25 protein-coding genes are annotated in these 22,080 nt (G+C 68.7%); 19 read left to right on the top strand and 6 right to left on the bottom strand.

The window, feature by feature from the left end; genetic code table 11:
* Positions 1 to 11: 11 nt before the first annotated feature.
* A complete protein-coding gene (gene mltG, locus JAN5088_RS14960; RefSeq protein ID WP_055683622.1) occupies positions 12 to 1,175 on the top strand; it encodes an endolytic transglycosylase MltG in 1,164 nt (387 codons plus the stop codon).
* 52 nt (positions 1,176 to 1,227) lie between these two features.
* Here the strand turns inward: mltG and JAN5088_RS14955 are convergent, their stop codons facing one another.
* Positions 1,228 to 1,839 carry a DUF1236 domain-containing protein gene (locus tag JAN5088_RS14955; protein ID WP_055683621.1) on the bottom strand — a complete coding sequence of 204 codons (612 nt, stop codon included), beginning with the start codon at positions 1,837 to 1,839 and terminating at the stop codon, positions 1,228 to 1,230.
* Between the two features lie 333 nt (positions 1,840 to 2,172).
* Between JAN5088_RS14955 and JAN5088_RS19325 the strand changes: the two genes are divergently transcribed.
* From JAN5088_RS19325 to cysE, 18 genes are all read left to right on the top strand, one after another.
* The gene (locus JAN5088_RS19325; RefSeq protein WP_233489806.1) at positions 2,173 to 2,538 is read left to right on the top strand and encodes a hypothetical protein; all 366 of its coding nucleotides are present in this window, start codon (positions 2,173 to 2,175) and stop codon (positions 2,536 to 2,538) included.
* Complete coding sequence (locus JAN5088_RS14950; RefSeq protein WP_074962556.1) at positions 2,480 to 3,802, top strand: DNA-packaging protein; 1,323 nt, start codon at positions 2,480 to 2,482, stop codon at positions 3,800 to 3,802. Before JAN5088_RS19325 ends, JAN5088_RS14950 begins: the two co-directional genes overlap by 59 nt.
* 58 nt (positions 3,803 to 3,860) lie before the next feature.
* Positions 3,861 to 5,006, top strand: a complete 1,146-nt coding sequence (locus tag JAN5088_RS14945; RefSeq protein ID WP_055683620.1) for a phage portal protein — start codon at positions 3,861 to 3,863, stop codon at positions 5,004 to 5,006.
* Positions 5,003 to 5,305: a hypothetical protein gene (locus tag JAN5088_RS14940; protein WP_055683619.1), complete on the top strand. Its 303-nt coding sequence runs from the start codon at positions 5,003 to 5,005 to the stop codon at positions 5,303 to 5,305. Before JAN5088_RS14945 ends, JAN5088_RS14940 begins: the two co-directional genes overlap by 4 nt.
* A 56-nt stretch (positions 5,306 to 5,361) precedes the next feature.
* Positions 5,362 to 5,889, top strand: coding sequence for an HK97 family phage prohead protease (locus JAN5088_RS14935; protein WP_055683618.1), 528 nt, complete (start codon positions 5,362 to 5,364; stop codon positions 5,887 to 5,889).
* Between the two features lie 31 nt (positions 5,890 to 5,920).
* On the top strand, positions 5,921 to 7,066 hold the full coding sequence (locus JAN5088_RS14930; protein WP_055683617.1) for a phage major capsid protein: 1,146 nt from the start codon (positions 5,921 to 5,923) through the stop codon (positions 7,064 to 7,066).
* Positions 7,067 to 7,245: 179 nt separating this feature from the next.
* Positions 7,246 to 7,782, top strand: coding sequence for a head-tail connector protein (locus JAN5088_RS14925; protein ID WP_055683616.1), 537 nt, complete (start codon positions 7,246 to 7,248; stop codon positions 7,780 to 7,782).
* Positions 7,782 to 8,123: a head-tail adaptor protein gene (locus JAN5088_RS14920; RefSeq protein WP_055683615.1), complete on the top strand. Its 342-nt coding sequence runs from the start codon at positions 7,782 to 7,784 to the stop codon at positions 8,121 to 8,123. Before JAN5088_RS14925 ends, JAN5088_RS14920 begins: the two co-directional genes overlap by 1 nt.
* The gene (locus JAN5088_RS14915) at positions 8,120 to 8,560 is read left to right on the top strand and encodes a DUF3168 domain-containing protein (protein WP_055683614.1); all 441 of its coding nucleotides are present in this window, start codon (positions 8,120 to 8,122) and stop codon (positions 8,558 to 8,560) included. The genes JAN5088_RS14920 and JAN5088_RS14915 overlap by 4 nt, the downstream gene beginning before the upstream one ends.
* A complete protein-coding gene (locus JAN5088_RS14910) occupies positions 8,557 to 8,970 on the top strand; it encodes a phage major tail protein, TP901-1 family (protein WP_055683613.1) in 414 nt (137 codons plus the stop codon). The genes JAN5088_RS14915 and JAN5088_RS14910 overlap by 4 nt, the downstream gene beginning before the upstream one ends.
* Positions 8,970 to 9,290: a gene transfer agent family protein gene (locus JAN5088_RS14905; RefSeq protein WP_055683612.1), complete on the top strand. Its 321-nt coding sequence runs from the start codon at positions 8,970 to 8,972 to the stop codon at positions 9,288 to 9,290. The genes JAN5088_RS14910 and JAN5088_RS14905 overlap by 1 nt, the downstream gene beginning before the upstream one ends.
* On the top strand, positions 9,287 to 9,490 hold the full coding sequence (locus JAN5088_RS14900; protein ID WP_055683611.1) for a rcc01693 family protein: 204 nt from the start codon (positions 9,287 to 9,289) through the stop codon (positions 9,488 to 9,490). The genes JAN5088_RS14905 and JAN5088_RS14900 overlap by 4 nt, the downstream gene beginning before the upstream one ends.
* Positions 9,483 to 10,133, top strand: a complete 651-nt coding sequence (locus JAN5088_RS14895; RefSeq protein ID WP_055683610.1) for an RcGTA-type gene transfer agent tail tape measure protein — start codon at positions 9,483 to 9,485, stop codon at positions 10,131 to 10,133. Before JAN5088_RS14900 ends, JAN5088_RS14895 begins: the two co-directional genes overlap by 8 nt.
* Before the next feature lie 10 nt (positions 10,134 to 10,143).
* Positions 10,144 to 10,776 carry a DUF2460 domain-containing protein gene (locus JAN5088_RS14890; protein WP_055683609.1) on the top strand — a complete coding sequence of 211 codons (633 nt, stop codon included), beginning with the start codon at positions 10,144 to 10,146 and terminating at the stop codon, positions 10,774 to 10,776.
* The gene (locus JAN5088_RS14885; RefSeq protein ID WP_055683608.1) at positions 10,773 to 11,642 is read left to right on the top strand and encodes a phage/gene transfer agent baseplate hub protein; all 870 of its coding nucleotides are present in this window, start codon (positions 10,773 to 10,775) and stop codon (positions 11,640 to 11,642) included. Before JAN5088_RS14890 ends, JAN5088_RS14885 begins: the two co-directional genes overlap by 4 nt.
* Entirely contained in the window at positions 11,639 to 12,082 is a 444-nt protein-coding gene (locus JAN5088_RS14880; RefSeq protein WP_055683607.1) for an NlpC/P60 family protein, read from the top strand. Before JAN5088_RS14885 ends, JAN5088_RS14880 begins: the two co-directional genes overlap by 4 nt.
* 3 nt (positions 12,083 to 12,085) lie before the next feature.
* A complete protein-coding gene (locus JAN5088_RS14875; protein ID WP_055683606.1) occupies positions 12,086 to 15,973 on the top strand; it encodes a baseplate multidomain protein megatron in 3,888 nt (1,295 codons plus the stop codon).
* Positions 15,974 to 16,037: 64 nt separating this feature from the next.
* A complete protein-coding gene (gene cysE / locus JAN5088_RS14870) occupies positions 16,038 to 16,856 on the top strand; it encodes a serine O-acetyltransferase (RefSeq protein WP_055683605.1) in 819 nt (272 codons plus the stop codon).
* A 27-nt stretch (positions 16,857 to 16,883) separates the two neighbouring features.
* Here the strand turns inward: cysE and JAN5088_RS14865 are convergent, their stop codons facing one another.
* From JAN5088_RS14865 to JAN5088_RS14845, 5 genes are all read right to left on the bottom strand, one after another.
* Complete coding sequence (locus JAN5088_RS14865) at positions 16,884 to 18,212, bottom strand: pyruvate dehydrogenase complex dihydrolipoamide acetyltransferase (protein ID WP_055683604.1); 1,329 nt, start codon at positions 18,210 to 18,212, stop codon at positions 16,884 to 16,886.
* 12 nt (positions 18,213 to 18,224) lie between these two features.
* Positions 18,225 to 19,607 (bottom strand): pyruvate dehydrogenase complex E1 component subunit beta, encoded by a 1,383-nt coding sequence (locus tag JAN5088_RS14860; protein WP_055683603.1) that lies wholly within the window; start codon positions 19,605 to 19,607, stop codon positions 18,225 to 18,227.
* Positions 19,607 to 20,626 carry a pyruvate dehydrogenase (acetyl-transferring) E1 component subunit alpha gene (gene pdhA, locus JAN5088_RS14855; RefSeq protein ID WP_055683602.1) on the bottom strand — a complete coding sequence of 340 codons (1,020 nt, stop codon included), beginning with the start codon at positions 20,624 to 20,626 and terminating at the stop codon, positions 19,607 to 19,609. The genes JAN5088_RS14860 and pdhA overlap by 1 nt, the downstream gene beginning before the upstream one ends.
* A 114-nt stretch (positions 20,627 to 20,740) precedes the next feature.
* Entirely contained in the window at positions 20,741 to 21,040 is a 300-nt protein-coding gene (locus tag JAN5088_RS14850) for an FtsB family cell division protein (protein ID WP_055683601.1), read from the bottom strand.
* Between the two features lie 93 nt (positions 21,041 to 21,133).
* The gene (locus JAN5088_RS14845) at positions 21,134 to 22,024 is read right to left on the bottom strand and encodes a fructose bisphosphate aldolase (protein ID WP_055683600.1); all 891 of its coding nucleotides are present in this window, start codon (positions 22,022 to 22,024) and stop codon (positions 21,134 to 21,136) included.
* Positions 22,025 to 22,080 lie beyond the last annotated feature (56 nt).

The raw sequence follows: 22,080 nt of genomic DNA, 5'->3' as shown, positions 1-22,080 counted from the left end.
ATAACCGTCTGATGTGGAAACATATTGCCGCCAACGCGCTGACCCTTGGCGTCGTCGTGATCGCCTGCATCGCCGGGATCGTCCAGATCGGGAAAACCCGCTGGGCGTCGCCCGGACCGCTGGCGGAGGCGACGTTCTTCGAGGTGCCGCGGGGCGCGACGATGCGGCAGGTCTCGGAGCGGCTGGAGGCCGAGGGCATCGTGTCGTCGGGCAGCATCTTCCGCATCGGAACGAATTACGCCGAGCGGGGCGACGGGCTGAAGTTCGGCACCTACGAGATACCGGCGGGGGCGAGCATGCCCGAGGTTCTGGAGATCGTGACGGCGGGCGGGCAATCGGTGTTCCCCTACAGCGTGACCTACGTCATCCGGCAGCAGGGCCCGGAGGTCCGCGTGCGCGAGCGTGTGCCGGGGCAGCCGGAGGTCATCGAGATCGCCACCTATGACGCGGGCGAGGAGCGGCCGGAGGAGTTCGAGGCGCTGCTGGAACGGGGGGTGCCTATCACCTGGCGCGTGTCGGTGGCACCGGGCCTGACTTCCTGGGAGGTGATCGAGGGGCTGAAATCGGTGGACATCCTCGGGGGCGACGAGGTTCCCGTGCCGCCGGAGGGGACGCTGGCGCCCGACACCTATGAGGTGGCGCGCGGGTCCGAGGTGGGGGATCTGGTCGGCCGGATGCGGGAAGCGCAGGAGCGCATCCTGGCGGACGCCTGGGCCAACCGCGCGCCCGGCATCCCGATCGAGACGCCGGAGGAGGCGCTGATCCTCGCGTCGATCGTCGAGAAGGAGACCGCGGTGCCGGACGAGCGTCGGCGGGTCGCGGCGGTCTTCGCAAACCGGCTGGATACGGGAATGCGGCTGCAGACCGACCCGACGGTGATCTATGGCATCACGCGGGGCGAGGGGCCGCTGGGCCGCGCGATCACGGTGCGCGACCTGCGGGGGCAGACGCCTTACAACACCTATGTCGTGGACGGGCTGCCGCCGACGCCCATCGCCAACCCCGGCGCCGAGGCGATCCGCGCGGCGCTAAACCCCGAGGAGACCGATTACCTGTTCTTCGTGGCCGATGGCACGGGCGGCCATGCCTTCGCCGAGACGCTGGCCGAGCACAACGCGAACGTCGCCGAATGGCGCGCCATCGAAGCGGCGCGGGGGGCGACGGAGGGGAATTGAGGGGTGAGGTGGCCCGGGAGCGGCGGACTGGCCGCCCCCGTGCCGGGCCGCGTCAGCGGGCGATGTGGACGATCTGGCGGTTCGCCGGATTCACCAGGACGGGCTGGCCGTTCACGTTGGTATAGAGGAACGTGCCGCCGGGGACTTTGCGCAGGGGGGCATCGTCGGGCAGGACGGAGCCCACGGTGACTTCGCCGTCGACGAAGATCGGCTCGACCGGGTATTCGCCGATGTAGGCGATGGTCTCGCCGTCGGGCGCGGTCAGGGCGCCGTCGAGGGGAATGACCGAGAGCGCGGGACCGACCGCCGTGGGTTCGACGTCGCCGATGTAGGCGTTGACGTCACCCGTCGACTGGAAGGTGACGATGTCGTAGTCCTTGACTTCGGTCAGGGGAACCTCGGCCCCCGCCACGGTCATGGCGATATGGGGCGCCCAGGCGTAGCCGGTGACGCCATCGTAGGTCACTTCGCACCAGGAGCTGTCGGCGATGCAGCCGGCGAGGTCGATGCTGGACCGTGCGGGCATCACGCCGGCGACGTCGTAGGCCGTGCCGGGACCGACGCGGAGGTTGAGGTCGGAGGTGGTGACGGCGGGACTGGCCGCAAGAGCGGGAGCGGCGGCGAGCGCGAGGGCGCTTGCCGCGGTCAGGATACGGAATGTCATGGAATTGCCTTTTCGTTGCTTGCAGGCGCGACCCGTCGCTGCGGGGCGCGGTCGCCATGTGCGACGGACAGACAACGGCCGATGACTGCGGATGTTCCCGGGCGGAAGTCACGTTGGGGTGAGAGCGCGCGGCGAAAAAGCGTTTTTCGGCAGATATTTGCCAGAAAAATGCTCGACGGGCGAAAAACCCTGTTGACCCGGCGAACGCTCAAAAACATCTTTAGGGCAAGCTGGAAGAAATGGGCGAGGCGTCACGGGGGAACACCCCGGCGGCGCCTTTTTCGTTTCTACGACGTGCGGACCAAAATGACCAACCTGCACGGAGCTTAGTGAATGGAAGATCAGATGTTCGGCTCGATCCGCGCGAAAGACGCGGACGGGTTTATGGGGCGTGCGGACGCCTCGCTTCGCGTCATGGAGGCGATGCGGAGCGCCATGGAAACGAAGCTGGCCGAGCTGACGGCGGCGCAGGGGGACGGGCCGAAGGCCGCGGACCTGGCGGCCTTGCAGCGCGACCTGGCCCGCGCCGTCCTTCAGGCGGTCGCGGAGGAAGGAAAGGTGGCTGATGCCCTACGCATCGAACGGGGCGGCGACGGGATCGACTTCGACGCGGCACGCGCTTCGATCCGGCGCCGTCTCGATAGCATCCGCGAGCACCTCGGAGAGGGAGGCGTTTCTTGCGGCCCTGACGGAGAATGAACTGGCGGCACTGCCGTACCTGTTCGATTTCTGGGCGCTGGACCACCAGTTGCCGCCGGAGGGCGACTGGCGGACCTGGGTGATCCTGGGGGGGCGCGGCGCGGGGAAGACCCGCGCCGGAGCCGAGTGGATCCGCGACAAGGTGGAGGGTTCCCGGCCGTTGCAGGCCGGGAGCGCGCGGCGGGTGGCACTGGTCGGCGAGACCTACGACCAGGTCCGCGACGTGATGATCGAAGGCGAGAGCGGCATCCTGCGGTGTTCGCCCCCCGACCGCCGGCCGGTCTGGAAGGCCACGCAGCGCAAGCTGATCTGGCCCAACGGCGCGGAGGCGCAGGCCTTTTCGGCGCATGACTTCGAGGCGATGCGGGGGCCGCAGTTCGACGCGGCCTGGCTGGACGAACTGGCCAAGTGGCGCAACGCGGAGGAGGCATGGGACATGCTGCAGTTCTGTCTGCGGCTGGGGGAGTTGCCGCAGGCGGTGGTGACGACGACGCCGAAGAACATCCCCGTGCTGAAGGACGTCCTGGGGCGGGCCAGCACGGTCACGACCCATGCGGCGACCGAGGCGAACCGTGCCAATCTGGCGCGCGGGTTCCTGACCGAGGTGATGGCACGTTACGGCGGCACGCGGATGGGGCGGCAGGAGCTGGAGGGGCTGCTGCTGGAGGATATCGACGGGGCGTTCTGGACGACGCCGGTTCTGGACGCGCTGCGGGTCGATGTCCTGCCGGAGTTCGACCGGATCGTGATCGGGGTGGACCCGGCGGTGAGTTCGGGAGGTGCGGCCGACGAGACGGGAATCGTCGTCGTGGGCGCCGTGACGCGGGGGGCGCCGCGCGACTGGCGCGCCTGGGTTCTGGAGGATGCGTCGGTATCGGCGGCGTCGCCGTCGGAATGGGCGCAGGCGGTGGCGTCGGCCTATGCCCGGTGGGACGCGGACCGCGTGGTGGCCGAAGGCAACCAGGGCGGCGACATGATCGAGGCGGTGCTGCGGCAGGTGGCGCCCGACGTCAGCTATCGCAAGGTGACGGCGCGGCGCGGCAAGGCGGCGCGGGCCGAGCCGGTGGCGGCGCTTTACGAACAGGGGCGCATCCGGCACCGGCGGGGGCTCGGCACGCTGGAGGACCAGATGTGCCGCATGACGGTGGGCGGCTATCGCGGCACGGGGTCGCCCGACCGGGTGGACGCGCTGGTCTGGGCGCTGTGGGCCGCGCTTCTGGACCCGGACCGCACGCGGTCGGGGCCGCGAATGAGACAGTTGTAGAGCGGGATCGGGGGCCTTTCGGGCCCCTTTCTTTTTGGAAGAGACGGAAGGACGGGGCATGTTCGGATTTGGACGCAGACAGGCCGGCGCGCCGGAGGCCAAGGCCTCGGCCGCGGGCCGGGTGGCGACGATGGGCCTGGCGGGGCGGCCGGTCTGGTCGCCGCGCGACACGGTCACGCTGACCCGCGTGGGGTTCAGCGGCAACCCGGTCGGGTTCCGGGCGGTCAAGCTGATCGCGGAGGCGGCGGCGGCGGTGCCGCTGACCTGTTGCGACGCGGAGGGGCGGCTGGAGGCGCATCCGGTCCTGTCGGTTCTGGCGCGGCCCAACGACGCGCAGGGGCGGGGCGAGTTCCTGGAGGCGCTGTACGGTCAGTTCCTTCTGTCGGGGAACGCCTATGTCGAGGCGGTCGGCGGCGGGGGCCTGCCGGCGGAGTTGCACGTGCTGCGGTCCGACCGGATGGCGGTGGTGCCGGGGCCGGACGGGTGGCCCGCGGGATACGATTACACCGTGGGCGGGCGGACGCACCGGTTCATGGTGGGCGAGGTCAGCCCCATCTGCCACATCCGCGCGTTCCATCCGCAGGACGACCATTACGGCCTGTCGCCCATGCAGGCGGCGGCGAGCGCGGTGGACGTGCACAACGCGGCCTCGCGCTGGTCGAAGGGCTTGCTGGACAACGCCGCGCGGCCTTCCGGGGCCATCGTCAACACCGGCGAGGGGCTGACGACGGAGCAGTTCGACCGGCTGTCGCTGGAAATGGAGAGCTATCACCAGGGGGCGCGGAACGCGGGTCGGCCGATGCTGCTGGATGGAGGGCTGGACTGGAAGCCGATGGGGTTCAGCCCGTCGGACATGGAGTTCCAGAAGACCAAGGAGGCCGCCGCGCGCGAGATCGCCACGGCCTTCGGCGTGCCGCCGATGATGCTGGGGATCCCGGGGGACGCGACCTATGCCAATTACGTGGAGGCGAACCGCGCGTTCTATCGGCTGACGGTGCTGCCGCTGGTGGCGAAGGTCGGGGACGCGCTGGCGCATTGGCTGGGCCGGCACGGCGGCGAGGCGGTGAGCCTGACGCCCGACCGGGACCGGGTGCCCGCGCTTCAGGCGGAGCGCGACGCGGAGTGGGCGCGGATCGCGGGTGCCGATTTCCTGACGGCCGAGGAGAAGCGGCGGATGCTGGGTCTGCCGCCCGGTGGCGAATGACGGCGGCGGAGCGACAGGGGGGATCGCGGTTCCTCTATGCCCCGTTCCGCGACACGGAAGCCGCGTTCCGCCTGACCGACGAGCGGCTGGCACGGATCGAGATGGTGATCGCCCGGCTGGAGACGGACCGCGCGGTCGAGGCGGAAAAGCAGAAGCGGCTGGAGACGCGGTTCAACCAGATCGATGGGCGGCTGGACCGGATCGACGCGCTGATCTCGCGCCTGGTCTGGCTGATCGTCGCGGCGATCGTCGGAGGATTCATGTCGATCCTTCTGAAGGGCGGCCCGATCGGGCTGTGACATCGAGCAGAGGCGATCCCGCCGGGCGGCGCGGGCATCGCGGAAGGAGTATCTGAATGAAGCTGGAACGGAAGTTCGCGCAGGGCGAGACCTGCGTGACGCTGGAGGAGGGTGCGCGGATCGCGGGCTATGCCTCGTGGTTCGGGGTCGAGGACACCGGCCGCGACGTGGTCGAGCCGGGCGCCTATCACGACAGCCTGGCGCGAATGGCGGTCGAGGGGCGGCGGGTGCGGATGCTGTGGCAGCACGACCCGGCGCAGGTGATCGGCGTTTGGGACGAGGTCCGCGAGGACGCGCGCGGCCTGTTCGTGAAGGGCCGTCTGCTGCCGGGCGTCGAGAAGGCGCGCGAAGCGGCGGAGCTGATCGGGGCGGGCGCGCTGGACGGCCTGTCCATCGGCTACACGGTCCGGCGGGCCGGCAAGGACGGGCAGGGGCGCAGGCTTCTGAAGGAACTGGAGCTTTGGGAAGTGTCGCTGGTGACGTTCCCGATGCTGCCCAGTGCGCGGGTGGGGGCCAAGGCGGACCCCATGCGCGACATGGCGCGGGCGATCACGGCCGCGCGTCTTGAACTGGCGCGCGACTGACGCGGCCGAAACCCCATCGAAGGAGAATCCGATGAGCCACGACGGCGTCGGGGAAGTCACCGAGGCGCTGGCCGGTCTGGTCAGCGATTTCAAGGGCTTCCGTCAACAGATCACCCAGAAGATGCAGCAACAGGATGAGCGTTTCAACATGACCTACAAGAGCCACCGCCCCCAGCTTGCCACCGCCGACATGCCCGGCGTGCCCCACCAGAAGGCCATGGACGCCTATCTGCGGTCGGGCGACGACGACGGGCTGCGCGCGCTGGCGCTGGACGGCAAGTCGATGAACACGGCCGTCAGCGCCGAGGGCGGATACCTGGTCGACCCGCAGACCGCCGACACGGTGAAGTCGGTCCTGAAGTCGTCGGCGTCGATCCGGTCGGTGGCCAATGTCGTCAACGTCGAGGCCACGTCCTATGACGTGCTGGTCGACCACACCGAGATGGGTGCGGGCTGGGCCACCGAGAACGGCACCATCGCCGAGACGGCCTCGCCGATGTTCGACCGCATCTCGATCCCGCTGCACGAGCTGTCGGCCATGCCGAAGGCCTCGCAGCGCCTGCTCGACGACGCGGCCTTCGACATCGAGGGGTGGCTGGCCACGCGGATCGCGGACAAGTTCGCCACCTCGGAGGCGGCGGCCTTCATCGAGGGCGACGGCGTCGACAAGCCCACGGGCTTCCTGACCTATGGCCATGTGGCGGAGGCCAACTGGACCTGGGGCAAGCTGGGATATGTCGCCACGGGTGCCGCGACCGATTTCGACGAGGACAAGGCGTCGGACTGCATTGTCGACCTGGTCTATGCGCTGGGCGCGAAGTACCGGGCCAACGCGACCTTCGTGATGAACTCCAAGACCGCGGGCGCGGTGCGGAAGATGAAGGATGCGGACGGCCGGTTCCTGTGGACCGACAGCCTGGCGGCGGGTCAGCCCGCGCAGCTGATGGGATATCCGGTGCTGATCGCCGAGGACATGCCCGACATCGGCGCAGGCGCCACGGCCGTGGCGTTCGGCGACTTCCGCGCGGGATATACCGTGGCGGAGCGGCCCGACCTGCGCGTGCTGCGCGACCCGTTCAGCGCCAAGCCGCATGTCCTGTTCTATGCCACCAAGCGCGTCGGCGGCGACGTGACGGATTTCGCGGCCATCAAGCTGTTGAAGTTCACGGTGGCGTAAATCCCAAGCGGCCCCTGACGGGGTCTGAAAGGCGACCCGTTCGACAGGAGCGGGTCGCGCACCCCGGCGTCGCGTGACGCCGGGGGGACGGGGCCGGCGGGCCTTCCGGCCTGGTCCGCACGATGGGCGTGACGGCCCCGTCCATTTCGACATTTCAAAAAGCGCAGGCGGAGGTTCCGATGGCAATGACGGTGCAGGGGTCCGACCGGATCCCGAACGAGGCGCTTCCGGTGGCGCAACTGGCCGCGCGGATGCGGCTGGCCGATGGATACGAGGCGATCCCCGGCGAGGGCGACAGGCTGCGGCTGTTGCTGGCCGCGGCGATTGCCACGGTCGAGCGGCGGTCGGGCCGCGTCACCATCGCGCGGGACGTGACCGTCGCGGGCGAGCGCGGCGAGGGGCGGCGGATCGTGCTGCCGGTGGCGCCGGTGCAGATGCTCCGCGTGATCGAGATGGCGGGCGAGGGCGGCCCGGTCACGGTCGGCGGCGCGCTGGACGCGCAGGGCGGCATCGTCCTGTCGGAGGGGGTGCGGCAGGGCGTGCCGCTGCGGATCGTGGTCCGGGCCGGATACGGCGACTGGGAGATGGTGCCGGGGGAGTTGCGGCAGGCCGTCCTGATGCTGGCCGAGGCGCTGGACACGGGCGAGCCGGTGGGCGCGGCGGTGGATGCGCTGATCGCGCCGTTCCGCGACGTTCGTATCGGGGGGCGGCGGTGATGGCCAAGGTGTTCGGGCGGCGGCTGATCCTGCTGGCCGCGGGGCGCACGGCGGATGGCGGCGGGGGGTTCCGGCGCGGCTGGGACGCGCGCGGCGGTCTCTGGGCCGAGGTACGGATGCGGTCCGGCGGCCTGGCCCATGACGAGTTCGGACGTGCGCCCCGGCTGCGGCTGCGGATCACGACGCATGGGCTGCCGGTCGGGCATCCGATGCGGCCCGCGCCGGGCGACCGCTTGCAGGACGGCGCGCGGCTGTTCGAGGTGGAGGCCGTGCATGACGGCGAGCGGCGGCATCTGGTGATCCTGGCGAGCGAAGTGCCGGACGGGGAGGGCGCGCGATGACCTATGCGATGGGCGAGAGCCTGCAGGCGGCGGTGTTCGAGCGGATGGCGAACGACGCGGGCATCGGGGAGCTGGCGCGGGGCGCGGTCTTCGACGCCGCGCCGATGGCGGCGCCGGACCTGTTCGTCGCGTTGGGGCCGGAGCGGACGACGGGTCGGTCGGACGTGACCGGACGGGGCGCGATCCACCAGTTCCGGATCAGCGTGGTGACGCGCCGCGAGGGGTTCATGGATGCTAAGGCGCTGGCCGCGCGGGTGTCGGACGCGCTGGACGGCGCTGATCTGACCCTGACGCGCGGGCGGCTGGTGTCGATGCGATTCGTCCGGGCGGAAGCCCGGCGCGACAAGGGCGCAGGCGCGCGGCGCATCGACCTGTGGTTCCGCGCGAGGCTGGACGACGACGGCAGCGATGACATCAATTCAGGAGAGATGACATGAGTGTTCAATCGGGCAAGGACCTTTTGCTGAAGGTCGATCAGGACGGAACGGGCGTCTTCGTCACCATGGCGGGGCTGCGGGCCACGCGGCTGACGTTCAATGCGGGATCCATCGACGTGACCTCCTCGGAGAGCGCGGGAGGCTGGCGCGAGTTGCTGGGCGGCGGCGGCGTGAAATCGGCGCAGGTGTCCGGGTCGGGCATCTTTCGCGACGCGGACACGGATGCGCGGGCGCGGCAGTTGTTCTTCGACGGGGAGGTGCCGCGGTTTCAGGTCATCATTCCGGACTTCGGCGTGGTCGAGGGGGCGTTCCAGATCACCTCGCTGGAATACGGCGGCACGCACGACGGCGAGGCGACCTATGAGATCGCGCTGGCCTCGGCGGGTGCGCTGAACTTCACGGCGCTCTGATGGGGGGCAACCCCTTCGCCGGCGAGGCGGTGCTGGTGCTGGACGGGGAGCGGCATCTTCTGAAGCTGACGCTGGGGGCGCTGGCGGAGCTGGAGATGGCGATGGAGGCGGACAGCATCGTCGCCATGGTCGCCCGGTTCGAGACGGGCGCCTTTTCGGCGCGCGACGTGGTCCGCCTGTTGCTGGCGGGGCTGCGGGGCGGCGGGTGGCGCGGCGATGCGGCCCGCCTGCTGGAGGCCGACATAGAGGGCGGGCCGGTGGAGGCGACGCGGGTGGCCGCGTCGCTGCTGGGGCGGGCGTTCGCCCTGCCGCAGGCATGACGGAGCGGCTGGACTGGCCCGGCCTTATGGCCGCGGGGATGCGGCACCTGGGTCTGCGGCCCGCGGAGTTCTGGTCGCTGACGCCGGCGGAACTGGCGTTCCTGCTGGGCCAGGGGGACGGGCGGCTGCCAATGGACCGGGCGGGGCTGGACGCCCTTGCCGCCCGGTTCCCGGACAAATCGGAGACGGACGATGGTTGATGCGGATGGGGCCGGGGGCCTCGACGACGAACTGGACGCGCTGGAGTTGCGTCTGGGCGGGTCGGAGGCGGTGGTCGCGCGGTTCACGGCCGAACTGGGCACGCTGGAGGGACAGATGCTGCACACCCAGCGAGAGGTGGACGGGCTGTCGCGGTCGTTCGGCGGATCGCTGAAGCGGGCCTTCGACGGGGTGGTGTTCGACGGCGCCAAGCTGTCGGATGCGCTGACGGGGCTGGCGCGGTCGATGGTGAACGCGACGTATAATTCCGCGATGCGCCCGGTGAGCCAGGCGTTGGGCGGGGCATTGGCCAACGGGCTGAATACGGTGCTGCCCTTTGCCGACGGCGCCAGCTTCGCACAGGGGCGGGTGACGGCCTTCGCCAAGGGCGGCGTGGTGAGCGCGCCGACGACGTTCCCGATGCGCGGGGCGACCGGGTTGATGGGCGAGGCGGGGCCGGAGGCCATCATGCCGCTGACGCGCGGGGCCGATGGGCGGCTGGGCGTGCAGACCCACGGGGGCGGCGGCAACGTGTCGGTCACCATGAACATCACGAGCCCCGACGCCGAAGGGTTCCGCCGGTCGCGTAGCCAGATCGCCGCCGAAATGTCCCGCGCCCTGTCGCGCGGAAGCCGCAACCGCTGAGGAGGTCGCAATGTCCTTTCACGAGATCCGTTTCCCGCCGCGCCTGTCCAAGGGGTCGATCGGCGGGCCGGAGCGTCTGACCGAGGTGGTGACGCTGGCCAACGGCCACGAGGAGCGCAACACGCCCTGGGCCCATTCGCGCCGCCGGTATGACGCGGGCGTGGGGATGCGGTCGCTGGACGATGTGGGCGACCTGATCGCCTTCTTCGAGGCGCGGCGCGGCAAGCTGTTCGGGTTCCGCTGGAAGGACTGGGCGGATTTCAAGACCTGCCGGTCGTCGTCGCAGGTATCGTTCCGCGACCAGAAGATCGGAACGGGCGACGGCGTGACCACGGTGTTCCAGCTGTCGAAGACCTATCGGTCGGGGGAGCAGACCTATACGCGGCCCATCGGCAAGCCCGTTGCGGGAAGCGTCAGGGTCGGCATCCAGGACGACGAGTTGCGGGAGACGGTGCATTATACCGTCGATCCGACGCGCGGCCTCGTGACCTTCGGGAGGGCGCCGGACGTTGGCGTGGACGTGACCGCGGGGTTCGAGTTCGACGTGCCTGTGCGGTTCGACACCGATTCCATCATGACGTCGGTGGCCACGTTCAACGCCGGCGAAGTGCCGGATGTGCCCATCGTGGAGGTACGGACATGAGCGCGCTGGCGAGCCATATGGCCACAGGCGCGGCGACGGTCTGCCGCGCCTGGATCGTGCGGCGGGGCGACGGCGTCGTCCTGGGGTTCACGGATCACGACATGGCGCTGACGGTGGACGGCGTGGCGTGCAAGGCATCGTCGGGCATGACCGCCGGGGCGCTGGAGACGGTGACGGGGCTGGCGGTGGACAACGGGGAGGCCCACGGCGCGCTGAGCCACGATGCGATCTGCGAGGAAGATATCCGGGCGGGGCGCTGGGACGCGGCGGAGGTGACGGCGTATCTGGTGAACTGGTCGAACCCGGCGGAGTTCGAGATCCTGTTCCGGGGCACGCTGGGCGAGATTTCCTGGGGCGGGGGTGCGTTCTCGGCCGAGTTGCGCGGACTGTCGGAGGCGCTGAACCGGACGCGGGGGCGTGTCTATCAGAGCAGGTGCGACGCCGTGCTCGGAGACGGCCGCTGCGGCAAGGTGCTGGGACCGCTGTTCATGGCCGAGGTGGAGGTGCTGGCGGTCGAGGACAACCAGGTCATCGCGCTGCCGTCGCTGACGGAGTATGCGCCGCGCTGGTTCGACCGGGGGCGCATCCATGTGCTGTCGGGTGCGGCCGAAGGCGCGTCCGAGCGGATCAAGATCGACCGGATAGAGGGCGACCGGCGGCGGATCGAGCTTTGGCAATCGCTGCGGTCGAGGCTGGCGGCGGGCGACCGCATCCGCATCGAGGCGGGATGCGACAAGCGCAAGGAGACCTGCCGTCTGAAGTTCGACAACTTGCTGAACTTTCGCGGCTTTCCCGACATTCCGGGGGAGGATTGGCTGATGAGCTATCCCACGCGGGCAGGCAGGAACGACGGAGGCCGGGGATGAGCCGCGTCGTCGGGATCGCGCGCGGCTGGCTGGGCACGCCCTATGTGCATCAGGCGTCGGTGAAAGGGGCGGGGACGGACTGCCTGGGCCTGGTTCGCGGCGTCTGGCGCGAGTTGTACGGCCGGGAGCCCGAGGCGGTTCCGAGCTATTCCCAGGACTGGGCGGAGCCGCAGGGGATCGAGGTGCTGCAGGGTGCGGCGCTGCGGCATCTGCGGCCGGTCTCGGGCGGAGCCGTCCGGGCGGGCGACTTGCTGCTCTTTCGGATGCGGGACGGGTCGATCGCCAAGCATCTGGGCATCGCGGCGGAGGTCGGCGCGATGCCCAGCTTCATCCACGCGTATTCGGGTCATGGCGTCGTCGAAAGCAGCCTTTCGCCACCCTGGGCCCGGCGCATCGCGGCGCGTTTCGAATTTCCGGCCGTTGCGGCCGAGGAGGACTGACTGATGGCGACACTTGTACTGGGGGCCGTGGGCGCCGCCGTCGGCGGGAGCCTTGGCGGCTCGATCCTGGGCGTCAGCGGGGCCGTCATCGGGCGGGCCGTGGGTGCGACGGTGGGGCGGGTCATCGACCAGTCGATCATGGGCAGCGGATCGGAGGCGGTGGAGCATGGCCGCATGGACCGGCTGCGCCTGACCGGAGCGTCCGAAGGCAGCGCGATCCCCCGTGTCGTCGGGCGCGTGCGCGTCGGCGGGCAGGTGATCTGGGCCACCCGGTTCAAGGAGCACCGTGAAAGCACCGGCGGCAGTGGCAAGGGCGGACCGAAGCCGCCGAAGCAGACGACCTACAGCTATTCGATCTCGCTCGCCATGGCGCTGTGCGAGGGGGAGATCGCGCGGGTGGGCCGAATCTGGGCGGACGGCAGCGAGATCGCGCGACGGTCGATCCAGATGCGGGTCTATCGTGGGACCGAGGACCAGTTGCCCGATGCGCTGATCGAGGCGGTGGACGGAAGGGGCAACGCGCCCGCGTTCCGCGGCACGGCCTATGTGGTGATCGAGGACCTGGACCTGACGCCTTTCGGGAACCGGGTTCCGCATCTGACTTTCGAGGTGCTGCGCCATGCGCGGGCCGAGGGGCAGGTCGCCTCGCCGGCCGAGCTGATCGAAGGCGTCGCGCTCGTGCCGGGGACGGGGGAATATGCGCTGGCCACGACCGCCGTGCATTACGACCACGGGGGCGGCGCGAAGGAGTCGGCCAACATCAACACCGCGCAGACGTCGTCCGATTTCCGCGTCGCCATGCGCGACCTGACGGAGGAAATGCCGAACCTGAAGTCGGTATCGCTGGTGGTGTCGTGGTTCGGGGACGACCTGCGGTGCGGGGATTGCGCGATCCGGCCCAAGGTCGAGCAGACCGAGGTGGACGGGACGCCACAGCCCTGGAACGTGTCGGGCGTGCGCCGGTCGCGGGCCGGAAGGGTGCCGGCGCTGGACGGGCGGCCGGTCTATGGCGGGACGCCGAGCGACGCGTCGGTGATCGAGGCGATCCGCCATCTGAACAAGGAGGGGCTGGACGTCACGTTCTATCCCTTCATCCTGATGGAGCAGATGGCCGGGAACGGCCTGCCCGACCCCTGGGGCGGGGAGGAGCAGGCGGCGCTGCCCTGGCGCGGACGGATCACCACGACGCGGGCCGCGGGGATGGACGGCAGCACCGACCGCAGCGCGGCGGCGGAGGCGGAGGTGGACCGCTTCTTCGGTCGGGCGCGGGCCGGTGATTTCGCGGTGCGGGTCATCGATCCGATCCTGGGGCCGAGCCGCACCGTCGTCGCGGGGCCGGAGGACGACTGGTCCTATCGGCGGTTCATCCTGCACTATGCGACGCTCTGTGCCGAAGCGGGCGGTGTCGAAGCCTTTTGCATCGGGTCGGAGATGCGCGCGCTGACGCAGATCCGGGGCGCGGGCGACAGCTTTCCGGCGGTGGCCGCGATGCGGAGCCTGGCGGCGGAAGTGCGGAAGATCCTGCCGGATGCGAAGATCGGCTATGCCGCGGATTGGTCGGAATATTTCGGCTATCACCCGCAGGATACGGGGAACGTGCATTTCCACCTCGACCCGCTGTGGGCGGACGGGAACGTCGACTTCGTCGGCATCGACAACTACATGCCTATGGCCGACTGGCGCGCGGGGCGCGATCATCTGGATGCCGGTGCCGGATCGGTGGGGAACATCGACTACCTGCGACAGAACGTCGAAGGGGGCGAAGGGTTCGACTGGTCTTACCCCACGCCCGAAGCCCGGGATGCCCAGCGGCGCGTGCCGATCACCGACGGCGAGCATAAGGAGCCCTGGGTCTGGCGATACAAGGATATCGCGGGCTGGTGGGGCAATCTGCATCACGACCGGATCGACGGGGTGCGGAGCGATCTGCCGACCGCGTGGCTGCCCGGCTCGAAGCCCGTGCGGTTCACCGAGTTCGGCTGCGCGGCCATCGACAAGGGCGCCAACCAGCCCAACCGGTTCTTTGACGAGAAGTCGTCGGAGTCGGGCCTGCCGTTCTACTCCAACGGGCGGCGCGACGATGCGATGCAGGTGCAGTACCTGCGGGCATTCATCGACCATTGGCGCAGGCGGAACGATGCGGAGCCGATGGTCGATCTGGCGCACAGTTTTGCCTGGGCCTGGGACACGCGGCCGTGGCCGTATTTCCCCGAGCTGACAGATCTCTGGTCCGATGGGGTCAACTATGCGCGCGGGCACTGGATTTCCGGGCGGACGGGCAACCAGCCGCTGGCGACGGTCATCGCGGAAATCTGTCGGGCGAGCGGACTGGAGGCCTTTGACGTATCCGGCGTTCACGGGGTGGTGCGCGGCTATGTCATGACCAACGTGCAGAATGCGCGGGCCGACCTTCAGCCGCTGATGATCGCACATGGCATCGAGGCGCGGGAGCGGAACGGGGTGCTCGTGTTCTCGATGCGGGCGGACGCTGTCGAGCGGGCCGTGTCGGACGAGAGCCTGGTGCGCCGCGACGGTCCGATCATCGCGCGGCACCGCGCGCCGGAGGCCGAGATCGCGCGGCGCGTCATTGTGCATCACGTAGATGCGGCGGGAGACTTCGAGGTCAGGATCGCGGATGCGATGAAGCCGGGGACGGGCAGCCTGCCGGTGTCGGAGACGGAGCTTCCGCTGTCCCTGACCAAGGGGGAGGCGCATGGCCTGGCCGAGCGGTTCCTGTCGGAGGCGGGGATCGTGAGGGATGTCGTGGACCTGGACATCGCGCCGTCGAACCGGAGCGTCGGGGTCGGAGACCTGCTTCGGATCGACGACACCGCCGACCTGTGGCGCGTGGACCGGCTGGACGATGCCGGCGCCCGGCGGATCAAGGCGGTGCGGACCGAGCGGGCGATCTTCGAGCCGAGCGACGAGGTCGAGGACGGATCGGGGCGGACACGGCCGCTGGCCCCGCTGCCGGTGGATGCGACCTACCTGGAGCTGCCGCTTCTGACGGGGCAGGAGGTGGCGCACGCGCCCTGGGTCGCGGTGGCGGCGCGGCCCTGGCCGGGGGCGGTGGCCTTGCATGCGTCCATCGACGGAAGCGGCTACCGCTTCAACAGATTGATCGAGGCGCCATCGCTGGTCGGTGCTACGCGAACGGTGCTGGAGCCGGCGCGGCCGGGGATATGGGACCGCGGCGATGAGTTGTTGGTGCAGTTGGACATGGGCGCGCTGTCTTCGGTGAGCGAGACGGCGTTGCTGGCCGGCGCGAACGCGGTGGCCATCGGTGACGGGTCGATCCGGGGGTGGGAGGTTCTTCAGTTCCGGGACGCCCGGCTGGTGGCGCCGGGTGTCTGGGCCCTGTCCAACCGGCTGCGCGGGCAGCGGGGGACGGAACATGCGATGCGAAAGGCCCATCCCGTGGGAAGCCGCGTGGTGTTTCTTGACGAGACGCTGACCCAGATCGACCTGCCGCGCGAGAGAGTGGGGCTGGATATCCACTATCTCTGCGGACCCGCGAACCTGCCGATCGACAACGAGGCGTTCAGCCCCGCGACGCAGGTCGCCATGGGGGAGGGGTTGCGGCCCTATGCCCCGGTGCATCTGCGATGCCGGCGGGAGGGCGCGCGGCTGCTGCTGAACTGGGTTCGCAGATCGCGGTTGGACATGGGCGGCTGGGATATCGCCGATGTGCCGCTGGGCGAGGCGTCGGAAAGATATCTGGTGCAGGTCGTCGCACCGGAGGACGTCGTCGTCGTCGAGACGTCGGTGAGCCGGAGCGAGGTTTCACTGGACGTGGGCACCTGGGGGTCGCGCGATGACCTGCGGGTCCGGGTCGCGCAGGTGTCGGACGAGGTCGGACCGGGCCAATTCGCGGAGGTGGCGGTCGGCTGAGGGCGGTTTGCGGGCCGCGATCCGTTGAGTTACGGTAGAGGCCCGCGATACGGAAAGGGATCGTATGCCATTGGCTGACAAGCGCGTTCAGGCGATCGACCCGGTCTGGAGCCGCACGACGGAGGAAGCCCGTCAGGCGGTTGCCGATGAGCCGCTGCTGGGCGGTTTGATTCATTCCGCGGTGCTGCACCACGCGTCGTTCGAGAAGGCACTGGCGTGCCGGTTCGCGCAAAAGCTGGCGTCGGGTGAGATGAGCGAGCAGGTTCTGCGGGAGATCGCGGACGATGCCATGGCGGACGACGATTCCATCGCGCAGGCCGCGCGGGCCGATATCGTGGCCGTCTTCGAGCGGGATCCGGCCTGCGAGCGCTTCATCGAGCCGTTCCTTTTCTTCAAGGGCTTTCAGGCGCTGCAATGCTATCGGATCGGGCATTGGCTTTGGCGGCGCGGCCGGCGGGACCTTGCACTGTTCGTGCAGATGAAGGTGAGCGAGACGTTCGGGGTGGATATTCACCCAAACGCCCGCATCGGCCGGGGCATCATGATCGACCACGCCCATGCCATCGTGATCGGCGAGACGGCGGTGGTGGGCGACAACGTCTCCATGCTCCATTCCGTTACGCTGGGCGGGACCGGCAAGGAGGACGACGACCGGCATCCGAAGATCGGCGATGGCGTGCTGATCGGCGCGGGCGCCAAGATCCTTGGAAACATCCGCGTGGGCCATTGCTCGCGGATCGCGGCCGGGTCCGTCGTGCTGGAGGAGGTGCCGCCGATGAAGACGGTCGCCGGCGTTCCCGCACGGATCGTGGGCGAAGCGGGCTGCGTGCAGCCATCGGTGATGATGGACCAGCTGTTCGGGGTGGGTTCGCCGGAGGCATGACGCCCCCGGCAGACCGGTGTTTCCGGATCAGGCCAGCATCGTGATCGGGTTTTCGAGGCAGTCGGCGATCGCCTGGAGGAAGTTTGCCCCCAGAGCGCCGTCGATCACCCGGTGATCCACGCTCAGCGTCACGGACATGACGGTGGCGGAGGTGATCTCTCCGTCGGCGCCGACGACGGGCTTCTTCACGCCCGCGCCGACCGCGAGGATCGAGCCGTGGGGCGGGTTGATGACCGCGTCGAAGTTGTCGATGCCGAACATGCCGAGGTTCGAGATGGCGAAGCTGCCGCCCTGATATTCGTGCGGCGCGAGCTTGCGATCGCGGGCACGGGCGGCGAGGTCCTTCATCTCGGCCGAGAGGGCCGACAGGGATTTCATTTGCGCGTCCTTCAGGACGGGGGTGAACAGCCCCCCTTCGATGGCCACGGCCACGGCCACGTCCGAAGGCTTCAGCTTGAGGATGCGGTCCCCGGCCCAGACGGCGTTCGCGTCGGGCACCTGCTGGAGCGCGATGGCGCCGGCCTTGATGATGAAGTCGTTGACAGAAAGCTTCACCCCGCGGCCTTCGAGTTGCTTGTTCAACTGGCTGCGGAACTTGAGCAGGGCGTCCAGCCGGATGTCGCGGCGAAGGTAGAAATGTGGAATGGTCTGCTTGGCCTCGGTCAGGCGGCCGGCGATGGTCTTGCGCATGCCGTCGAGCTTGACCTCCTCGTACTCGCGCCCTTCGTACATCTTGGCGACCTGGTCCGCGGTCATGCCGGCGGGCATGGCGGGTTTCTGGCCTTCGGGGGCCGCTTTCGGCGCCTCTTGCTGCGCGGGTTTGGCGGAGGTGCCGGGCTGGGCGTTTTCCACGTCGGACTTGACGATCCGGCCGCGCGGACCGGAGCCGTTTATCTCGGCCAGGTCGAGGCCCTTATCCTTGGCGATGCGCCGGGCGAGGGGGGTCGCGAAAATGCGGTCGCCCTTTTTCGGTTCGGGGCTGGACGATTTTTCAGCCGCCGCGCCCCCGTCACGGCCGTAGCCCTTGGCGGGTTCGGTCGCGGGCGAGGGTTCGGCGGGGGCCGCGTTTGACGATCCGCCGGAAGAGGCGCTGTCGATGGCCGACGCATCCTCGCCCTCCTCCAGCAGGACGGCAATGGGCGAGTTGACCTTCACCCCTTCGGTGCCCTCGGCCACGATCAGCTTGCCGATCACGCCTTCATCGACGGCCTCGAATTCCATCGTGGCCTTGTCGGTCTCGATCTCGGCCAGAAGGTCGCCGGAGGAGACGGTGTCCCCTTCCTTGACCAACCATTTCGCGAGCGTCCCCTCCTCCATCGTCGGGGACAGGGCGGGCATGAGGATCTCGGTTGCCATGTCTGTTCTCCCTCAGCGGTAGGTGACGTTGCGGACGGCTTCGACCACTTCGTCGGTCGTCACCAGCGCCAGTTTTTCAAGGTTGGCCGCATAGGGCATGGGGACGTCCTTGCCGGTGCAGGTCAGGACCGGCGCGTCGAGGTAGTCGAACGCCCGCTGCATGATCGTCGACGCCATGTGGTCCGAAAAGCTGGCGACGGGGAAGCCTTCCTCGACCAGCACGCAGCGGTTCGTCCTCATGACCGATGCCAGCACCGTGTCATAGTCGACGGGCCGCAGCGTCCGCAGGTCGATGACCTCGGCCTCGATGCCGTCTTCGGCGAGCCTGTCGGCGGCTTCCAGGGCATAGGTCATGCCGATCCCCCAACTCACCAGCGTCACGTCCTTGCCCTCGCGCCAGATCTTCGCCTTGCCGAAGGGCACGGTGAAGTCGTCCAGCTTGGGCACTTCGAACGACTTGCCGTAGAGGATCTCGTTCTCGAGGAAGATGACGGGGTTCGCATCGCGGATCGCCGTCTTCATCAGGCCCTTCGCGTCGGCGGCCGAATAGGGCATCACCACCTTCAGGCCGGGGATCGAGGCGTACCACGCCGCGTAGTCCTGGCTGTGCTGGGCGCCCACGCGGGCGGCGGCACCATTGGGGCCGCGGAACACCATCGGCGCGCCCATCTGGCCGCCGGACATGTAGAGCGTCTTGGCCGCGGAGTTGATGATCTGGTCGATCGCCTGCATGGCGAAGTTGAAGGTCATGAACTCGACGATGGGACGCAGGCCGCCGAAGGCCGCGCCGACAGCGATGCCGGTGAAGCCGTGCTCGGTGATCGGCGTGTCGATGACGCGGCGCGCCCCGAACTCGTCCAGCATCCCCTGGCTGATCTTGTAGGCGCCTTCGTATTCGGCCACCTCCTCCCCCATCAGGAACACGTCCTCGTCGCGGCGCATCTCCTCGGACATGGCTTCGCGGATGGCTTCGCGGACGGTCATGGTCACCATCTCGGTGCCCTCCGGCCAGTCGGGCGAGGCTTTGGACTGCGGCGCGGGCGTGTCGTCGGAGCGCGCCTGGGCGGGCTTGGGCGCGGGGGCCTTGTCGTCCTCGTTGTCGGATTTTGCAGGCTTCGGGGCCTCCGACACCTCGATGTCGTCAGCGCTCTCGCCTTCTTCCAGCAGGACGGCGATGGGCGAGTTGACCCTCACCCCCTCCGTCCCTTCCGCAACGATGATCTTGCCGATCACGCCTTCATCGACGGCCTCGAACTCCATCGTGGCCTTGTCGGTCTCGATCTCGGCCAGGATGTCACCGGAGGATACGGTGTCTCCCTCCTTGACCAGCCACTTGGCCAGCGTGCCTTCCTCCATGGTGGGGGACAGGGCGGGCATCAGGATCTCGGTCGCCATCACACGGCCTCCTGCGGAATTTCATCGGCGTAGATATCGGTCCAGAGTTCTTCGACGGCCGGCTCCGGGCTCTCCTTGGCGAACTCGGCGCTCTCGTTCACGATGTCCTTGATTTCCTTGTCGACGGCCTTGAGGTCTTCCTCGGTCGCGTGGTCGCCGGTCAGCAGCATCTGGCGGACCATCTCGATGGCATCGCGCTCCTCGCGCATCTTCTGAACCTCGTCGCGGGTCCGGTACTTCGCCGGGTCCGACATGGAGTGGCCGCGATAGCGGTAGGTCTTGATCTCCAGGATGTAGGGGCCCTTGCCGGCGCGGCAGTATTCCACCGCCCGCATGCCCGCGTCGCGCACGGCGAGCACGTCCATGCCGTCGACTTCCTCCCCCTCGATCCCGTAGGCCTCGCCACGCTTCCAGTAGCTGGGCGATTTCGTCGACCGCTTTGTCGAGGTGCCCATGGCGTACTGGTTGTTCTCGATCACGAAGATCACCGGCAGGTCCCAGAGTTCCGCCATGTTGTAGGTCTCGTAGACCTGGCCCTGGTTCGCCGCACCGTCGCCGAAATAGGTGAAGGTGACGTTGTCGTTGCCGCGGTACTTGTCCGAAAATGCCAGCCCCGCGCCGATCGGAACCTGCGCGCCGACGATGCCGTGGCCGCCGTAGAAGTGCTTTTCCTTCGAGAACATGTGCATCGAGCCGCCCTTGCCCTTGCTGTACCCGTCCTCCCGGCCGGTCAGCTCGGCCATGACGCCCTTGGGGTCCATGCCGCAGGCGAGCATGTGGCCATGATCGCGGTAGCTGGTGATGCGCTTGTCGCCTTCCTTGGCCGCGGCCTCCAGCCCGACGACGACCGCTTCCTGACCGATGTAGAGGTGGCAGAAACCGCCGATCAGGCCCATGCCGTAAAGCTGGCCCGCCTTTTCCTCGAAGCGGCGGATCAGCAGCATGTCCCGGTAGTATTGAAGAAGCTCGTCCTTCGAGACGTTCGACTTCGCCTTCTCGGCGGTTTTCCTGGTGGCCATCGCGGCGCCCCCTCCCATGGTCGCGGAAACGTTCAACGTTAAACTATTTGCTAGCAGAGTCGTTTCGCAGGGGAAAGCGTCTTTGCGGATCGCGGACGCGAGACCCATCGAAGCCTATTCGACGACGATCTCGTCGGTCCGCGCAAGCCCGAGGACCAGCCGCGCCCGCTCGTCCAGAAGGTCGAGGTCGAGGTATTCGTCCGACAGGCGCAGCGTCCGGTCGCGCATCTTCGCGGCCTCCGCGTCGAGCAGCCGAAGTTCCGCGATCAGCATCTCGCGCTGCGCGTCCAGTTCCACCCGCCGGAACACGCCGTATTCCCCCTGAACCGCCGCGAAGACGAAATATCCGCCGAAACCGATCAGGGCCAGCGGAAGGATCACGCCGTATCCTGCGCGTCTGCGGGGGTTCGCCATATCTGCCGTCCTGCTCGTGCCGTTGTGCGGGCGGCCTCTGACGGGCCGCTCCGGTTTCTTATGCCACAGGGGATCGCGCCTGTGAATTCCCGATCAGGCGACCGATGCCGCGTGGATGCTGTCGATGGTATCGCGCAGCGTCGCGTCGAACTCCGCATCGCTCTGGGCGTCCGACAGGCCCTCGGTCAGGGCACGGCTGAAGCTGGCGATCACCTTGGGGTTCTTCGCCAGCCGGGCGTTCGCCTCCTCCCGGGAGTATCCGCCCGACAGGGCCACGACGCGCATCACCTTCGGGTGGTCGGCCAACGGAGCGTAGAAGCCCGCTTCCTCCGGCAGGGTCAGCTTGAGCATGATCTGATCGTCGCCCTTCATCCCGTCCAGATGGCGCAGGATGCAGTCGCGCAGGATCTTCTCGGCCTCGGCCTTGTCGGGGATGCTGATGGTGATTTCCGGCTCCAGCATGGGCACCAGGTCGTGGGCCAGCACCTGCCGGCCGATGTCGAACTGCTGCGCCACGATGGCTTCGATGCCACCTTCGTTCGCCGCGTCGATGACCGAGCGTTCCTTGGTTCCGAAGATGCCCAGCTTCTTCGCCCGCGCCAGCGTGGCGTCGAGGTCCGGCATGGGCTTCATCAGCTTCACGCCGTTGGCCGCATCCTCCAGCCCCTTGTCGATCTTGAGGAACGGCACCACGCCGCGCTTTTTCCACAGGTACTCGGCCGCGGGCACGCCGTCGAAGGTGCGGTCCATCGTCTGCTCGAACAGGATGGCGCCGACGACCTTGTCGCCGGTGAAGGCGGGCGAGCGCACGATGCGCTCACGCATGCCGTGGATCAGGTCGAACATCTCCTCCTCGCCGGAGTAACGGTCTTCGGAGATGCCGTATTGCCGCAGCGCCTTGGGCGTCGACCCCCCCGACTGGTCCAGCGCGGCGACGAAGCCGTTGCCCGCGCGGATTTTCGCGGCTTTGTCCTGATCGGTCATGATGGCCCCTCCGGCGATGACTGGTTGCCAAGCGGAGTAGGCCGGGGCGGATGCTG

It is taken from the genome of Jannaschia rubra, from assembly GCF_001403735.1.
GTDB lineage: Bacteria > Pseudomonadota > Alphaproteobacteria > Rhodobacterales > Rhodobacteraceae > Jannaschia > Jannaschia rubra.
Note: the sequence above shows the minus strand (reverse complement) of the source record. Positions and strands in the feature narration are given on the sequence as shown.

What these genes read in the sequence shown, in the direction of transcription:
- mltG (WP_055683622.1), top strand. Translation starts at nt 12, where the DNA reads ATGTGGAAACATATTGCCGCCAACGCGCTGACCCTTGGCGTCGTCGTG.
- JAN5088_RS14955 (WP_055683621.1), bottom strand. Translation starts at nt 1,839, where the DNA reads ATGACATTCCGTATCCTGACCGCGGCAAGCGCCCTCGCGCTCGCCGCC.
- JAN5088_RS19325 (WP_233489806.1), top strand. Translation starts at nt 2,173, where the DNA reads ATGGAAGATCAGATGTTCGGCTCGATCCGCGCGAAAGACGCGGACGGG.
- JAN5088_RS14945 (WP_055683620.1), top strand. Translation starts at nt 3,861, where the DNA reads ATGTTCGGATTTGGACGCAGACAGGCCGGCGCGCCGGAGGCCAAGGCC.
- JAN5088_RS14940 (WP_055683619.1), top strand. Translation starts at nt 5,003, where the DNA reads ATGACGGCGGCGGAGCGACAGGGGGGATCGCGGTTCCTCTATGCCCCG.
- JAN5088_RS14935 (WP_055683618.1), top strand. Translation starts at nt 5,362, where the DNA reads ATGAAGCTGGAACGGAAGTTCGCGCAGGGCGAGACCTGCGTGACGCTG.
- JAN5088_RS14930 (WP_055683617.1), top strand. Translation starts at nt 5,921, where the DNA reads ATGAGCCACGACGGCGTCGGGGAAGTCACCGAGGCGCTGGCCGGTCTG.
- JAN5088_RS14925 (WP_055683616.1), top strand. Translation starts at nt 7,246, where the DNA reads ATGGCAATGACGGTGCAGGGGTCCGACCGGATCCCGAACGAGGCGCTT.
- JAN5088_RS14920 (WP_055683615.1), top strand. Translation starts at nt 7,782, where the DNA reads ATGGCCAAGGTGTTCGGGCGGCGGCTGATCCTGCTGGCCGCGGGGCGC.
- JAN5088_RS14915 (WP_055683614.1), top strand. Translation starts at nt 8,120, where the DNA reads ATGACCTATGCGATGGGCGAGAGCCTGCAGGCGGCGGTGTTCGAGCGG.
- JAN5088_RS14910 (WP_055683613.1), top strand. Translation starts at nt 8,557, where the DNA reads ATGAGTGTTCAATCGGGCAAGGACCTTTTGCTGAAGGTCGATCAGGAC.
- JAN5088_RS14905 (WP_055683612.1), top strand. Translation starts at nt 8,970, where the DNA reads ATGGGGGGCAACCCCTTCGCCGGCGAGGCGGTGCTGGTGCTGGACGGG.
- JAN5088_RS14900 (WP_055683611.1), top strand. Translation starts at nt 9,287, where the DNA reads ATGACGGAGCGGCTGGACTGGCCCGGCCTTATGGCCGCGGGGATGCGG.
- JAN5088_RS14895 (WP_055683610.1), top strand. Translation starts at nt 9,483, where the DNA reads ATGGTTGATGCGGATGGGGCCGGGGGCCTCGACGACGAACTGGACGCG.
- JAN5088_RS14890 (WP_055683609.1), top strand. Translation starts at nt 10,144, where the DNA reads ATGTCCTTTCACGAGATCCGTTTCCCGCCGCGCCTGTCCAAGGGGTCG.
- JAN5088_RS14885 (WP_055683608.1), top strand. Translation starts at nt 10,773, where the DNA reads ATGAGCGCGCTGGCGAGCCATATGGCCACAGGCGCGGCGACGGTCTGC.
- JAN5088_RS14880 (WP_055683607.1), top strand. Translation starts at nt 11,639, where the DNA reads ATGAGCCGCGTCGTCGGGATCGCGCGCGGCTGGCTGGGCACGCCCTAT.
- JAN5088_RS14875 (WP_055683606.1), top strand. Translation starts at nt 12,086, where the DNA reads ATGGCGACACTTGTACTGGGGGCCGTGGGCGCCGCCGTCGGCGGGAGC.
- cysE (WP_055683605.1), top strand. Translation starts at nt 16,038, where the DNA reads ATGCCATTGGCTGACAAGCGCGTTCAGGCGATCGACCCGGTCTGGAGC.
- JAN5088_RS14865 (WP_055683604.1), bottom strand. Translation starts at nt 18,212, where the DNA reads ATGGCAACCGAGATCCTCATGCCCGCCCTGTCCCCGACGATGGAGGAG.
- JAN5088_RS14860 (WP_055683603.1), bottom strand. Translation starts at nt 19,607, where the DNA reads ATGGCGACCGAGATCCTGATGCCCGCCCTGTCCCCCACCATGGAGGAA.
- pdhA (WP_055683602.1), bottom strand. Translation starts at nt 20,626, where the DNA reads ATGGCCACCAGGAAAACCGCCGAGAAGGCGAAGTCGAACGTCTCGAAG.
- JAN5088_RS14850 (WP_055683601.1), bottom strand. Translation starts at nt 21,040, where the DNA reads ATGGCGAACCCCCGCAGACGCGCAGGATACGGCGTGATCCTTCCGCTG.
- JAN5088_RS14845 (WP_055683600.1), bottom strand. Translation starts at nt 22,024, where the DNA reads ATGACCGATCAGGACAAAGCCGCGAAAATCCGCGCGGGCAACGGCTTC.